This window comes from Thalassobacillus devorans (genome assembly GCF_900176565.1).
Lineage (GTDB): Bacteria > Bacillota > Bacilli > Bacillales > Halobacillaceae > Thalassobacillus > Thalassobacillus devorans_A.
The window spans coordinates 451,560-467,216 of sequence record NZ_FXEH01000005.1; the positions used below are offsets into that span (position 1 = coordinate 451,560).

Sequence of the window (15,657 nt, forward strand, 5' to 3'; positions counted from 1 at the left end):
ATAGTTCTACCTCCTATATTCAAAGTCTTATCTCACACTGCTTTCCGTTGAAAAGTCATACGCAAAGCAGACCTTATAAAGTTCTTCTATCTCTGCCTGTTCTGGTACCCTTGGGTTATTGGCTGGACTGCCGCTTATTAAGGCATCAGCAGCCATTTTATTGATAACGCTTTCAAATTGTTCTTTATCAATTCCCCAGCCGCACAAATTAGGGATCTTCAACTCGGAGCAAAGTTCTTTTACAGAAGCTACAGCTATGTCGGCTGCCCGCTCGTCGGAATACGCTTCCGCTTCTGGAGAAAAAATCCTCCCCAGATCAGCTAACCGCTCACGCGCATAATCCTTACTGTACTCCAGCACAGCTGGTAAAAGCATGGCATTCGAATATCCATGGGGAACATGAAACAATGCCCCAATCGGACGCGACATCCCGTGCACTAAACAAACCGATGAATTCGTAAAAGCAATTCCAGCTTGTAAAGCCCCCAAAGCCATCGCTTCTCTTGCGTCTATATTTTGACCATCATGAAAAGCTGTTCTGATATTTTCTGTAATCAGTTTCATCGCTGACAGTGCCATTGTATCTGTCATCGGATGAGATCGTCTTGAAATATATGCCTCTACAGCATGGCTTAGGGCATCGATTCCGGTTGCCGCTGTTACATGTTGTGGAGAAGAGATTGTGAGTAAAGGCTCGATAATGGCAGCATCGGGCATAAAAGCAGGCTGTTTGATCATCATTTTAACATCATTTATTGTATTGGTAATAACCGTCACATCGGTAGCTTCAGCTCCCGTACCAGCAGTGGTCGGGATGGCAATATGAGGAATCGGTTTTTCCTCAGCCAACTTGTTACCCCCCATATAGTCCCCGATATACCCTCCGTTGGTGGCTATGATTGAAATTGCCTTTGCGGTATCCATACAGCTGCCCCCGCCAAGAGAAATCACGACATCACAATTTTCCTTTTTAAAAATTTCAAGACCTTCCTCGACATAATCATCAATCGGTTCTGATTCTATCCCAGCATAAACGACACTATCCACCCTGGCTTTTGTTAAGTAATCACGACACTCACTTACATACCCCAGGTTCTCCATTACCTTATCGCTGATTATCAGTGCTTTGCTTCCTCTTTGGAGCGCTTCCTTTCCCACTGTTTCAAAAGCATGGCGTCCATAATTGATTGTTCCCGGCATACGAAGGACTGCATAATTCTCCATTTCACTCACACCCTTTTTAAAATATGCATTTGAAAAAATCTACCATCAACTACAAACAAAACTTACTTTTGGAGTAAGTGACATATCTAATTAGGGCAGTTTAATGACTGCTTACAGCCCGCTCCGGATCGGCTGGTCCATCATGAGTGAGGGCATCAAACATAAACTTGTAGGATAATGGATCATAGACAATACTTTGGTGATCCGCGAGGTTTAACGGGTAGTAATCCTGGATAGTGATGTTAGAGACTTGTGTGGAAGGTCCTTCAAGAAAAGCGGAACTATAAGGAATGACCACCTGATCAAATTTTGTCGTAATTACGGTATAAGACACGTTACCCGGGGTCTCATCTCCGTGATTCAGGTTTTCCAGAAATTCTGAGCCCACCAATTGCTGCTGGCAAGCTGTGCAGGAAGTGATATCAGATACATCAGAATTCAATCGCTTGAATCCTAAAATGCCATCGGTACCGTGATTGGAAGGCACAAATGCAATTAGATTATCTACATCTTCCGCTCCTCCTAGATTTTTAATATAATACCGGGGCATCATGCCGCCCTGACTATGGCCGATGATGTCGACCTGCTCAGCGCCGGTTAAATCTAGTACATGATCTACAAACTCTTTCAACTCTTGCGCGGAATCTTCAATTGGGCCTGTGGAAGCTCCCGCATGGGTAAGACCATAATTCAAGGCATAGACACAATTCCCTTTACTTGCAAGCACTGGAGACAGCTCTGCCCAATTCTGTGCACTCCGTTCGAAAGTACCTGGAACAAGGATAATCGGTTTCGGTTTGTCTTCTGAAGGCTCACATGTGGGATCATTCGCTCCTGGTGGAGGCGTTCCCTGTTCTAGTAAAAAGTCTGCGTTACTATGAGCATTTACTAGATTCGGCAAGGATATCAAGACAGCAAAGAACAACATAAAGACATACAAGGAACCTTTGTACATATCTTCTCCCCTTTCTTTTCATTCATGGTATTAAAACGCTTACAAAAGGTCAATCAAAAGTTATTTTTAAAAAATAGTAAAGCGAGCAGAGATCCAACCTGCTCGCTTTCTTACATGGATTTAACTTACTAAATCCTCGACAGAACTTTCTTCCCCGAAGCCTTAATAGCCGCTTCCGCCAGTACTATCGTAGGATCGATCGTATTGATTTCCAATGGGTGTACGTCAAAAGCTATCGATAGCTCCGTACAACCTAAAATAACAGTTTCTACACCTTGCTCTTTCAGCTCTTCAATGATTTCTTTCCATTTATCAAGGTCAAAGTTCATATTACCTTGTTTGATATACACATTAATAATTTCCATTAAATAGGCCTGATTTTCTGCAGAAGGTTTAACTACTTCTACACCATTTGCATTTAAAAAGTGATCATAGATCCCCAGATCACAGGTTTGCGTAGTTGCCAGCAATCCCACTTTCTTTTCATCCGTAAAGTTCTCGCTGAAATAACCAGCTGTTTCCTCAAGCATATTTATAAATGGAATTTTAGTATTTTTAGCAATATCTCTGTGGAAATAATGAGCTGTGTTGCATGGCATAATTATCAATTCTGCTCCCATTTCCTCAAGGCTTCGAGCAGTTTTTATTAATGCAGGAAGCGGACTCTCTCCTATCCCATTAAAGAAATCTTGCCTGCTTGGAATACCGGGGTTGTTATCGATTACGATCCTTACGTGATCCTGATCGATTTTAGCATCCGTCATCCTGACAATCTTATTGAATATATCTACTGTTGCTAATGGTCCCATACCACCGATGATACCAACGGTTTTTTCCATATTCATTTCCCTTTCCTACACTATGATCAAAGCAAAAACCGCCAAGCCTATTTAAGCTTAGCGGCAATAATCCCAACTTTATACGTTCACTTTGTGGTTCACATAATCCTCATATGTCTTAATTACCGGAGCGTTCGTTTCATTAAAAGGGAGATATTTCATTGCATGAGAAGTATTGAATAAAACCACTTCATCCTCCTTACCAATCCAGCCTTTTTCAACCAAACGAACGAAACCAGCCCAGGTTGCCGCACCTTCTGGCGATGAAGAAACTCCTTGTTTACCCATGGCAGCCTGCGCTTTAGCAATTTCATCTTTGGAGACTGATACAGCCGTACCATTGGATGCGCGAAGAATGGAAACAATCAGTTCCCCATCAGGGGGATTAGGAACGCGCATGCCGGTTGGTTTAGAAGTTACATTATCCAGCTGGGAGCTGAAGTCACTTCCACTTTCTATTGCATCAACAACCGGTGTGCAGCCAGCTTCCTGTACGCTTACAATTCGTGGCAGCTCACTTTCCAGGAATCCAAGTTCCTTCAATTGGTTCAATGCATTCCATATTCCAATAACACCAGAACCACCGCCTGTCGGATAGACGATTACATCTGGAAGTTTCCAGTTGAATTGTTCCGCTAACTCCAGCCCCATCGTCTTTTTACCTTCTGCACGGCCAGGCTCCTTGAGCGTACCAACATTATACCATCCCTGGTCTTCTTTCCCGTCTTCTATAATTTTACCGGCATTATGGATCAACCCATCTACCAAATAGGTTTCCGCACCGTATTGAATGCACTCTTCTACAATTAATCCGGGGCAGTCTTTCGGTACAAAAACGTGGGAGTCCATACCGGCATAGCTGGCATACGCAGCGAGCGCAGATGCAGCATTACCATTAGAGTTGACGGCTACTTTATTGATCCCATATTCGTTTGCAATCGATACAGCAGCAGAAAACCCTCGTGACTTGAAGCTTCCTGTCGGATTTTGTTCTTCCCTTTTCACCCACAGCTTTTTAACCGGGTATTTCTTCTCTGCTTGATTTAACCGAACAAGCGGCGTCCATCCTTCTCCCAGAGAAACAATATTCTCCACCTTTTCAATTGGAAGAAGTTCTTTATAACGCCACATCGAAGTTTCACGTTCTTTCAAATTTTCTTTAGTAAAGGTGCGACCCGCTTTTTCCAGATCATACTCTACCATCAATGTGCCCCCGCACGTACACTTATTTCCTTTTATATGAAATTCAGTTTTTTTACCACAGCTATTACAAACGAACCAAAAGTTCATTAAAATCCTCCTCCGGGTATCGGTATGTAGGTTTTGAATAAAAAAATCCAGCTGTTTTGCAGCTAGACGAAAAGGTTTAGTTACCCAAACCTTACAGTCCTTGAACATACTTTTTTAATAAATTCATACATTAAATATTTAACGATAGCGGGGGATTTTATGGCGGTTAAAGATCCCTTGTTTTGCTATTGTAATATTACAATAAGTTCTATAAAGAAGCAAAAATATATCTCTAAACAAAAGCTACATACACAAACTGCTAAATAATTACTATTTAATTAAATTCCTCAATCAAGTGTGGAATAAACATTAATATTCTATTTCTTCCTAATTTAATAAGGATATAGTTTAAAAAAACGAGCAGATATTAATCTGCTCGCTTCCTTTTTACCGTATCGTTTCTAACAACTGATAAGCCTCTTCCCTAGTCTTCACATGCAATAAATCTTCGCGGAATTTCTCATCCATCAAACGACGGGACAACATCTGCAAAATCTTCAAATGATCATCACCCTGACGTTCTTTTGGTACAGCAATCATAAAGATCAATTTCGCATCTGTTCCGTCCATGCTGTTCCAGTCGACACCATCACGCTTAATGCCAAATACGACAGCGGGCTTTTTGACAGCGGACGATTTTCCGTGTGGGATGGCGATGTTCATCCCAAGTCCTGTGCTGCTTTCCTGTTCGCGATTAATAATTGCCTGCTTGAATTCCGTTTTGGAATCAAGGACGCCTTCTGTATCCAATGTCTGAATCAATTCATCAATCACATCATCTCGTGAAGAGCCTTCCAGATCAATGTTGATCAATTCTGGCGTAGTTATATCCGTAAGCTTGTTGATTTCTTTTGGCTGTTCCTCCTGCTCTGGTTCTTTCACAGCTGGCTCTTCCGCTGGCTGCTCGGTAACTGCAGCCTCTCCCGTAGGCACTCCTGCTACTGCCACATCTTTTTTGAGGAAGTTGACGAGGAACGCGGTAACGACAACACCCACCGCGATTGCGATAAAGAACATCAACACGTTATCTACTGCACCGAGCACGGCCACAATCGGACCTCCATGAGCGACACGGTCGCCGACATTACTCATCATTGCAATAACAGAACCCGTCATCGACCCGACGATGATGCTTGGTATAACACGCAGCGGGTCTTGTGCTGCGAAAGGAATCGCGCCTTCTGTGATTCCAAATAACCCCATGGTGAACGAAGCTTTACCTGTTTCACGCTCGGACTGCTGGTATTTCTTTTTGTTGATAAAAGTCGCAAGTCCCATGCCGATCGGCGGAATAGCGATAGCGGCAGCGATCGGTCCCATGATCTCGTAGTTTCCTTCTCCAATCATGGCAGCCCCGAATAAGAAGGCAACCTTGTTAAACGGACCTCCCATATCGACCGCAATCATAGCCCCAAGAATCATTGCCAATACGATCGAACTTGTACCTTGCATGCCTTCGAGCCATGCGGTAAGTCCTTCGAATATACTTGCAACTGGAGCACCAATAACAAAAATGAACAACAACCCGACTGTCAATGACCCTAATATTGGAATAAAAATGATTGGCATGACTGGCTGGACAGCCTGTGGTACTTTAATTTTCTTAATAGCTAATACAACATAACCAGCAAGGAACCCAGCGATGATACCGCCGATGAAACCTGCTCCTGCTTCACTTCCGTAAAAGCTTCCGTCAGCGGCAATATAACCACCGATAATACCTGGCGCCAGGCCTGGCCGGTCCGCGATACTATAGGCAATAAACCCTGCTAGAATCGGCACCATGAAGGTAAACGACGCGCCACCTAACGCTTCAATCTGCTTCCAGAAAGAACCTTCCGGAATGACGAGGCCACCAGGTGTCTGCTCGCCTCCAAGCGCCAATGCCAGCGCTATCAATAGACCACCAACAACGATGAACGGAATCATGTATGATACCCCATTCATCAAATGGCGATATATAGGATTTTCTTTTTCTTTCTTTTGATTCTTCGCTTCTGCAACAGAAGCCATCCCCGCCTTGTAAACGGATACATTTCCGTCCTGAATTCGCTGGATCAACTCTTTAGGCTGGCGGATACCTTCCTGAACCCCAACGACGATCAGTTTTTTACCAATGAAGCGCTCCTTGGAAACCTCTTTGTCACTGGCAATGATGATGCCGTCTGCTTCTTCAATATCTTTATCGGTCAACGCATTTTCTACCCCAATCGAACCTTGTGTCTCAACCTTGATATCGACGCCCATTTCTTCGCCTGCTTTTTGCAAGTTTTCAGCAGCCATATACGTATGAGCGATACCCACCGGACACGCGGTTACAGCTAGTATTTTCATGTCGTTTCCCCCTCACTTATTTGTTGTAACTTTAGGATACGACATTTTTCGCCATAAAAAATAATTCATTTTTACCGGAGCTGTGGTAAAAATGAATTATTTAGAGAAGGAGGCTAGAATTTCAATAACTTCGCTAGCGTTCCTCGCTTTTATCAAATCCTGAAGAATTTCCGGTCTTTCACTTAGGCTGGAAATTGCCTGGATAAGCGGTTTGGTCATATGCTGGTCATCTTTTGCAATAGCCAAAAGAAATACAACAGACACATGTTCTGTTCCCCATTCCAGAGGTTCCTCCAATACCGCCATGGCGACGGTTGACCGGTGGACTTCTTCCGAATGAGCATGGGGAATCGCTATGCCGCCTCCAATCGACGTTGCTGAAGATCGCTCTCTTGCTATGGCACTATGGGGAAAGAGTGAAGTGACTCTTCCTTTTTCCATTAAGCCACTAGCCAGTAATTCGACAACCTTAAAACGATGCTCTGATTGGACATCCAGGTAGATGAAAGCCTCATCCAATAGCCGAACTAAGCCATCCAGCCCGTATTCGGAATGGTTTTCCTTTTCCATCGCTTGTAAAAAATCATCCAAGCGCTTTTTGTCCCGGGCTTCAAGTAGCGGAGAAATTACCAAATTTGGCACTTCTACGCCAGGCAATGATCTGGTAGAAATTACGAGGTCTACAGGCTGCTGCTTCAGTATTTCTTTTACTTGCCATTGCCCCACGCTTCCAATAATGTCAAAGCCAGTATAAGATTGTTCGAGTTTGGCCTGAAGCAAATGCGACATACCGACACCAAGGTCGCAGACAATCAGGACCTTTTTTGTTGTATTTCTTTTTTGCTGCAGGCGCTCGACCGCTGCTTGAAAATGGAGCACTAAATAAGCTGCTTCTTCCTCAGGAAAGGAAAGCTCATACGTTTCTTCTATTTCTTCCAGGGCAAGCATTACCATGCTGAACATATACGGATACTTTTTCTTTATATCGCTTAACAACGGATTTTGAATCGTAAAGCCATATTGCACCCGGCTGATCGTCGGTTCCATATGCGTATGCAGCCCATCGACCAAAGTTTGGTCCGTGGTAAAATCCACGAGTGTAAGCCTCTCCATTTTAGCGATCAACTGGCTCACGATTTCCGTTACCCCGGAGCCCTTTTCTTTTTTAGGATAGTGTACTCCTTTACTACTTACGAGGTGAAGTGCGAAATAAGTCTGCTCATTTTCCGGGAACTTCATCTTTAGTTCACGCTCGAGTCGTTTGATAAACCAAGTCGCAATTCCATATTCCTCTGTTTCTTGAACGGAGGCTTTTTCTGTATCTTTCAGTTCGATGGGAGCATGCTGGGCCGTCCGTTTAATCATGACAAGCGCGTGAATCAACAGGCTTTCATAGTCCCCTTCACTCGTCAATACAGAAAAGTGATGCTGCATATCTTTCAGGAAGTCCCTGACTATTTTCACTTCATAAGCAGGGAACAAGTTAAGAATATCTTTGTTTTTACCTGAACGTGCTGACGTGAGTTCAGGAAGACGGGCTAACGCATTTCGTTTCTGCAGCTCTCCACCCTGCACGATATGCCCCAGCCGCTGCTTGGAAATCAGCTGCAAATCAAACCGATCAAGCCAGCGGGAAATAATTTCCAAGTCTTCTTTAATAACGTTTTTATTCACAAAATAACTATCAGCCAACTGCGTCAACGTAACAGCCCGGTCGTTGACCAGTAAATGATATGTTATTTCAAGCAGGCGATCTTCTTCCGACTTCGTTTCAGACTGATACAGCCGATCAAACAGACTCGACTTCTCGTCCTGGCTGATGGAAAGGCGGACACCTAGCCCAGGTTTACGAATCAACGAAGCAGCCGGGTACTCCGTCAAAAACGCCTCCACCTCTTTCAGGTCATTACGAACCGTTTTTTCGGAGCAATTCAGTGTGCCTGCCAGCTCGTTCACCTGTTTATATTCATCTGAATGAAGAGCCAAAATGCGGACTAGTTCTTTTTGTCTGTCGTTCATATCAACCACCTGCTGCCTTCTTTGAAATCACCTTCATTCTACCCGATAGGTGCTGTATCGACAAACCACTATAAATACACAACTTATTTTTCGACAGAAACCATCTTTGTTGAAGATTAGATCAAACGTTTAATCAACAATAAGTTGTCTATCATATGAGTTTCATTGCTCATATAATTTAAATATTGACTCTATTATATTCGAATTTGTCTCTCTTTCATTCCAAATTGTCTATCATACATTGATGTGCTTCTATCAAACGTTCTTATTTGCTCACAATTGCTTCATTTGTCTCTCATTCGGCCCAAAAAGAACAGGATTAATCCCTGCTCACAAAACCTCAAATTATGCTCCCTTAACTCACAGACTTTCTTTTACAGGGTTTAGAGAATATTTCGCCATAAAGCTTCCAGCAAACGAAGCCAGTACCTGCTGGAACAACATCCCTACGATAACCGGCACAACGACAGGCGGAGCAAAATAAGTGATCGCGATAACCGCTCCCCCACTGATATTTCTCATTCCACTGTTAAAAGTAAGCGAGACAACCGAGCCCTGGTCCAGCTTCAACAGTTTTCCGGAAAAATAACCGATCAGATAGGCAGCGACAGCTAAGCTAAACACCGTAACAGCAATCAGTAGCAGCTTCGTATCTATATTTTTCAAATAAGGAGCAGCAGCCGAGCTGTTAATAGCAACTACTGCCCCGATTCCTAACTTTGTAAATGGAGCAAGGTTAGCCTCCAGTGTTAATGTAACACTTTTTTTAGCATATTGATTTACCAGCATCCCAATCAAGGAAGGGATGACAATCATCCAAAGCAGCCCCTCCATCATTTCAATGACATCCATCTCGATAGAATTCCCTACGAACACTTTCAATACAAGGGGAATAATAAACGGGGCCAGTAATGTATCTAATAGAATGATAGATAGAGTCAGCACGACATTGCCTTTATAGATGGACACCCAGATCAAGCTGGTGATTCCGGTCGGGATAACAAAAGATAGCAGCAGGCCGACTGTGGTGTTCATATCGTTTGGAAAAAGTAATAATCCTGTTCCAAGCGCAATAACCGGCATGATGATATGTAAAATAACTAAACAGACAATCAAAGACAAAGGATGGCGGAGGGCACTTTTCAAATCTTTGAAGTTGGATCCGAGGCTCCCTGAAAAAGTCATGAGTGCAAAGATCCAGGGAACAAGAAAAACAAAATGTTCCAGAGCCCCAGCAAAAAGAACACCTATTACTACGGCAGTAGGTGTCATATATGGCATGATTTTTTGTAGATAGATATTGAAAGTTTGCAGCATGATGTCCTGCTCCTTTAGGTGATAGCGCACATTATGTAAATTATTACTATCATATCATAAACAAAATTTATCACTCTATCTGAATGACTTGTTGAAAAGTATCAGCATGAATATGTTATTGCTAGTTTTTGCTGTGCTCGCAATCATGTGAGTGGCAGAGCTAATCGTGCTAGTTTACGCTTTTAAATGTGCGTCTTAATCTTATCAATAAATATTTATAATATATAAAAAAGAGCCTCGGGAAATTTCTTTCCTAAGGCTCCATAGTTTTCTTAATACTCTTTTTCCAACGCACTCACGATCTCGTCCAAAGATCGCCCCATACTGGCTTCCACCGCAGCCAGATAGGCTCCTTCCAGCACAGGCGCCTCCGCCAAATGTACATTATCCAGTTCAAGCATTTCAATTGCTATCTCGGCATTCATCTTCGCGCTGCCAAGATCATAAAAAACGACCGTTCCCTGAGCGCTATGAACATTTTCTATCGCTCCTTGGATTTTTTCGAGGCTTGTACCGATTTCGCCATCTTCCGTGCCACCGGCTGCTTCCACGGTAACCTGCCCGACGGCCTGTTCGAGGATATCTTTGACCCCGCCAGCAACTTTTTCACTGTGTGATATAATCACGATTCCTACAGTTGCCATCGTCTACGCCCCCTCTGCCAAGCTTTCGGCCAGCGCTTCAAATATATAATAGGAAGAAACTGATCCGGGATCGAGGTGCCCTTTCGACCTTTCCTTCAAGTAAGCGGCACGGCCTTTTGTCGCTACGATATCTTTTGTTGCTTCCATCGACGACTGGGCGTTATCACGGATGACACTGGCATCAAAGTCATCCGCATCTTTCATCCGCTCCACCACCGGAGACCAGACGTCAACCATCGTCTTTTCTCCTTCTTCCGCTTTGCCGCGTTGTTTGATGCCAGCTACCGCATCTTCGAACCCTTTGACAAAAGCATCATACGCTACAGTCTCTTCACCTTTCACTGCCATTGACATTTTCAAAAATGCTGTGCCGAACAACGGTCCGGAGGCACCTCCTACTTTTGACATTAATGTCATCGCTGCATCCTTCAAAACGTCAGCGACTTGTCCATAATCATTGCCATCGAGCTTCTTGACGACCTCATCGAAGCCCCGTGCCATGTTGATGCCATGGTCGCCGTCTCCGATTGCCTGGTCTAATTCAGACAAATAGTCTTTATTATCCTGTATTTTTTCATTGCTTTTCGAAATCCAATTGAGAGCTTGTTCGGCTGTGAATGTCATAAGCTTACCTCCTTTTTAAACTCGAAATGCCGGCGCATTCGATGGGCTGTCCAGCAATTCTTTCATTTCATCGTCCAAATTCAGTAAAGTCACGGAGCATCCTGCCATTTCCAAGGACGTCATGTACTCGCCAACGAACGTTTTATAGATCTTTACCCCTTTTTCTTGCAAAATTTCCTGGACCTTGCGATTGACCAGGTGCAGTTCCATTTCCGGAGTCGCTCCCAGCCCGTTCACCATCACGGCAACTTCTTCAGCTTCAGGCAAATCTTCCAGAATATGATTGGTCAGTTCAACAGCGATTTCATCAGCTGTACCAAGAGGCTTCCGTTCTGTTCCTGGCTCACCGTGGATGCCGATGCCTACTTCCATTTCGTCGTCGCCCAGCTCGAAGCTCGGATTTCCGGATGCCGGCATGACACATGGACTCAACGCAACCCCCATCGAACGCACATTAGCAATAACCTTTTCCGCTGCGTTTTTCACTTCCTCCAGTGAAGCACCTGCCTCCGCTTTAGCACCGGCAATTTTATGAACAAAAATCGTCCCGGCAACTCCACGGCGACCGTCAACATCCTCTATGGCGACATCGTCATTGACGACAACCTGTGCCACATCAATGCCCTCTGCTTCCGCAAGTTCTGCTGCCATATCAAAGTTCATGACATCTCCGGTGTAATTTTTGATGACCAATAATACCCCGGCTCCTCCATCGACTGCTTTGATTGCTTCCAACACCTGGTCTGGAGTCGGGGAGGTGAAAACTTCACCTGCCACGGCAGCATCGAGCATCCCCTCTCCTATGTATCCGGCATGGGCAGGCTCATGGCCGCTTCCTCCACCGCTTACGATACCGACTTTACCCTGAATAGGGGAATTTTTTCTTGTGACGACTGTGGTATCAGGTATCCGCTTCACTTCGTTTGGATAAGCTGCGACAAGTCCATCCAGCATTTCCGTTACGATTTGGTTCGGATCATTTATAATTTTTTTCATTTACTAACCCCTCCTATTTAATCAGGCACCTCTTGTTACCAAAAGGTGCCTGTCATTAATGGTTTACTTGAATTCGCGTGTAGCAGCTACCGCTTTTTTCCATCCGTTATATAATTCTTCCTGCCTACTCTCTTCCATTTCTCCTTCAAACGTACGATCGTTCTTCCATTGCTGCTTAATTTCGTTTTTATCTTTCCAATAGCCGACAGCAATACCGGCAAGATACGCGGAACCTAGAGCTGTGGTTTCCTGAACGACCGGGCGCTCGACTGGTACACCGAGAATGTCACTCTGGAACTGCATCAGGAAGTTGTTTTTGACAGCACCACCGTCGACGCGCAATTTCTTGAGATCAAGTTCAGAGTCTGCAATCATGGCATCCAGTACGTCTTTTGTCTGGTAGGCCAATGATTCCAGTGTGGCACGCACAAAATGCTCCTTCGAAGTACCACGGGTTAGTCCGAATACCGCTCCACGAGCATCGCTGTCCCAGTATGGTGTACCAAGTCCGACGAAAGCCGGCACAAGGTAAACGCCATCCGTAGAATCAACAGATGTAGCCATGTTTTCGGTTTCCGGAGCACTATCGATCAACTTCAGCCCGTCACGAAGCCATTGGATTGCAGAACCTGCAACGAAGATACTTCCTTCCAGCGCGTATTCGACTTTTCCATCCAGTCCCCAGGCTAATGTCGTTAACAGACCATGCTCGGACTTCACACCTTTTTCTCCTGTGTTCATCAGCATGAAGCAGCCGGTACCATACGTATTTTTCGCCATTCCTTTTTCAAAACAAGCCTGTCCAAACAATGCCGCCTGCTGATCCCCAGCAATGCCGGCAATTGGGACTTCGTGGCCGAAGAAATGATAATCGACGGTGTTTCCATAAACTTCAGAGGACTGCTTCACTTCTGGCAGCATACTTTTTGGCACACCAAGGATATCAAGCAGTTCATCGTCCCACTTCAGGTCATAGATATTGAACATTAGCGTACGAGATGCGTTGGAATAGTCGGTGATATGAACCTTGCCGCCAGTCAGTTTGTAGACGAGCCATGAATCGATCGTTCCGAACAGCAGGTCGCCATTATCCGCTTTTTCCCGTGCGCCTTCAACGTTATCCAGAATCCATTTCACTTTTGTTCCGGAAAAGTAAGGATCTAGGAGCAATCCAGTTTTGTCACGGAACAGGTCGTTATGACCTTGTTCACGAAGGTCTTTACAGATTCCTTCTGTCTGACGGGACTGCCAGACAATCGCTTTATAGACCGGCTTGCCCGTGTTTTTGTCCCACACAACAGTCGTTTCTCGCTGGTTGGTGATCCCGATCCCCGCAACCTGGCTCGGTTCAATATCTGTTTTTCTTAATACATCAGCGATACAGGCAAGCACGGAAGTCCAGATCTCGTTAGCATCATGCTCGACCCAGCCCGGTTTCGGAAAAAACTGTTCGAACTCCTTTTGCCCGGTACCTACGATCGTTCCAGCTTCATCAAATAAAATCGCCCGTGAACTTGTCGTCCCCTGATCAATTGATAAAATGTACTTCTTTTCCATATAACATCTCTCCTTTTATTAATTTACCTGTCCTATTTTCTTTTCGACACGATCAGCTGCAGTCCTTTCTTCTTTCAATTCAGACATGGCAGCTGAAACGAGAATGACAGCCATGATTGCACTTAAAACCCAGAATAATGTAGAGAATTCTCCTAAAAACATAGCCCGGTAAAATACTGCACCATATATACCGCCAATCGCCGGTCCGACGACCGGCACCCAGGCATAGCTCCAATCCGATCCACCTTTCCCTGGAATTGGCAGAAACGCGTGGGCAATACGTGGCCCAAGATCACGCGCCGGGTTGATCGCATACCCGGTTGTTCCACCGAGTGACATCCCTATTGCGACAATCAGCGCACCGACAATCATCGGATTCAATCCATCCGTAAAATCATTGGCACCAATGAACATCAGTCCCATTAACAGGACAAACGTACCGATGATTTCACTGACCAGGTTGGAAAAAGGACTGCGGACGGCTGGATCTGTCGAAAATACCGCCAGCTTGGCACCCTGATCCTCTGTTTTCCTCCAGTGAGGAAGGTAATTCAAAAATACGATAACGCCACCGATAAATGCGCCAATCATCTGAGCGGTGATATACATCGGCACCTTTTCCCAAGGAAACTCACCGACCGCAGCAAACCCTAGTGTAACCGCCGGATTGATATGCGCTCCTGAAAATTGTCCCACAGCATAGACCGCCATAGCAACGGCAAGACCCCAGGCGATCGTAATGACCACCCATCCGGAACCTTCTGCCTTCGAATTTTTTAATACAACACCAGCAACCACTCCGCCACCAAAAATTATCAGAATCATCGTACCTATCAGTTCAGCTAAAAATTCATGCATGTGGTTTACACTCCTTCTTCGTTGGATTTACAAGATAACGGGAACACAAAAAGACCCACACTCAGCACATACTTTTCCCAAGGAAAAGTACTTGCTTAGCGTGAGTCTCCGTCTCTCCGTCACTTCGTTAACTTGTTATCTATTAATCTAAACGATTATGTAAGCGGTGTCAACTTTTTAACGGAAAAGTTTCAGACTTGTAATCTTAAAATAATAAAAAAGTGGTTTAATGAAATGAAAAAAACAAATGTTAATGTAATAGCAATTCAGTGTCTCTCTTACCTTCTAAACTGTCACTCATTCCCGCCCACTATTCTAACAAACGCAGGGGGCGTCTCTCTTATTCAACAAAATATCACTAATCAGCAGGATTAATGATTGCCAGCACCTGGTGGTCTTCCCACTTGCCATTTATCCTGACATTACTTTTTGCAATACCCTCTTTATGGAACCCAGCCTTCTCTAGCACCCGGATCGATGCTATATTACGAGGCATGACGCCAGCTTCTACCCGGTGTAGTTTCAATTCATCAAAAGCGAACCTCACTATCAACTTTACCGCTTCTGTCGTGTAGCCTCTGCCGTTATGTTTTTCATCCAGAAAATAACCGAGAAAAGCAGTTTGAAGTGAGCCTCTTAACACCGAAAACAGATTGATAGTCCCGACAAGAAGGTGGTCATTATTTTTGAAAATCCCCATATAATACCCATTGCCATGCTTAATATCCTCGGCAAACTGATTTATTCGCTTCAGCTGTGTTTCTCTTGTGTAAAAATCTTCGCTCCGGTCCATCGCAAAAGCCTCGAAAAATGTACGATTTTCTGTCTGTAATTGTAATAGTGCATCGGTATCGTCTTCTGTAAAAGCTCTTATGTATATATTGGTACCCTTCATTCTCTTCCTCCTCTATTAAAACGCGATAAATTCTATTATACCATTGTAAAACGATCCCCCTTTAGCGGGCTTCGCATCAAAAAATGCCCAGGCAAGGGAGGCTCC

Annotated in this window: 13 protein-coding genes; all 13 read right to left on the reverse strand. The window is 44.4% G+C overall.

Features of this window, described 5'->3' with window-relative positions; all coding sequences use genetic code 11:
- Positions 1-27 precede the first annotated feature (27 nt).
- The 13 genes from B9Y67_RS07055 to B9Y67_RS07115 all read right to left on the reverse strand — a co-directional run bounded on the left by B9Y67_RS07055 (position 28) and on the right by B9Y67_RS07115 (position 15,552).
- Complete coding sequence (locus B9Y67_RS07055; protein ID WP_085506044.1) at positions 28-1,224, reverse strand: iron-containing alcohol dehydrogenase; 1,197 nt, start codon at positions 1,222-1,224, stop codon at positions 28-30.
- Positions 1,225-1,324: 100 nt separating this feature from the next.
- Positions 1,325-2,179, reverse strand: a complete 855-nt coding sequence (locus tag B9Y67_RS07060; protein WP_085506045.1) for an alpha/beta fold hydrolase — start codon at positions 2,177-2,179, stop codon at positions 1,325-1,327.
- A 128-nt stretch (positions 2,180-2,307) separates the two neighbouring features.
- Positions 2,308-3,018 (reverse strand): cysteate racemase, encoded by a 711-nt coding sequence (locus B9Y67_RS07065; protein WP_085506720.1) that lies wholly within the window; start codon positions 3,016-3,018, stop codon positions 2,308-2,310.
- Positions 3,019-3,096: 78 nt separating this feature from the next.
- Positions 3,097-4,308: a threonine synthase gene (locus B9Y67_RS07070; RefSeq protein ID WP_085506046.1), complete on the reverse strand. Its 1,212-nt coding sequence runs from the start codon at positions 4,306-4,308 to the stop codon at positions 3,097-3,099.
- A 387-nt stretch (positions 4,309-4,695) separates the two neighbouring features.
- The gene (locus B9Y67_RS07075; RefSeq protein ID WP_085506047.1) at positions 4,696-6,642 is read right to left on the reverse strand and encodes a PTS fructose transporter subunit IIABC; all 1,947 of its coding nucleotides are present in this window, start codon (positions 6,640-6,642) and stop codon (positions 4,696-4,698) included.
- A gap of 96 nt (positions 6,643-6,738) precedes the next feature.
- On the reverse strand, positions 6,739-8,661 hold the full coding sequence (locus B9Y67_RS07080) for a BglG family transcription antiterminator (protein WP_085506048.1): 1,923 nt from the start codon (positions 8,659-8,661) through the stop codon (positions 6,739-6,741).
- Positions 8,662-9,021: 360 nt separating this feature from the next.
- Positions 9,022-9,978, reverse strand: a complete 957-nt coding sequence (locus tag B9Y67_RS07085) for a bile acid:sodium symporter family protein (RefSeq protein ID WP_085506049.1) — start codon at positions 9,976-9,978, stop codon at positions 9,022-9,024.
- Between the two features lie 272 nt (positions 9,979-10,250).
- On the reverse strand, positions 10,251-10,622 hold the full coding sequence (gene dhaM / locus B9Y67_RS07090) for a dihydroxyacetone kinase phosphoryl donor subunit DhaM (protein WP_085506050.1): 372 nt from the start codon (positions 10,620-10,622) through the stop codon (positions 10,251-10,253).
- 3 nt (positions 10,623-10,625) lie between these two features.
- A complete protein-coding gene (dhaL, locus tag B9Y67_RS07095; protein ID WP_085506051.1) occupies positions 10,626-11,246 on the reverse strand; it encodes a dihydroxyacetone kinase subunit DhaL in 621 nt (206 codons plus the stop codon).
- Between the two features lie 15 nt (positions 11,247-11,261).
- A complete protein-coding gene (gene dhaK / locus B9Y67_RS07100) occupies positions 11,262-12,242 on the reverse strand; it encodes a dihydroxyacetone kinase subunit DhaK (RefSeq protein WP_085506052.1) in 981 nt (326 codons plus the stop codon).
- Positions 12,243-12,305: 63 nt separating this feature from the next.
- Positions 12,306-13,799: a glycerol kinase GlpK gene (gene glpK / locus B9Y67_RS07105; protein WP_085506053.1), complete on the reverse strand. Its 1,494-nt coding sequence runs from the start codon at positions 13,797-13,799 to the stop codon at positions 12,306-12,308.
- A gap of 18 nt (positions 13,800-13,817) precedes the next feature.
- Positions 13,818-14,657 carry an MIP/aquaporin family protein gene (locus B9Y67_RS07110; protein ID WP_085506054.1) on the reverse strand — a complete coding sequence of 280 codons (840 nt, stop codon included), beginning with the start codon at positions 14,655-14,657 and terminating at the stop codon, positions 13,818-13,820.
- Between the two features lie 358 nt (positions 14,658-15,015).
- Positions 15,016-15,552, reverse strand: a complete 537-nt coding sequence (locus tag B9Y67_RS07115) for a GNAT family N-acetyltransferase (RefSeq protein WP_085506055.1) — start codon at positions 15,550-15,552, stop codon at positions 15,016-15,018.
- Positions 15,553-15,657 lie beyond the last annotated feature (105 nt).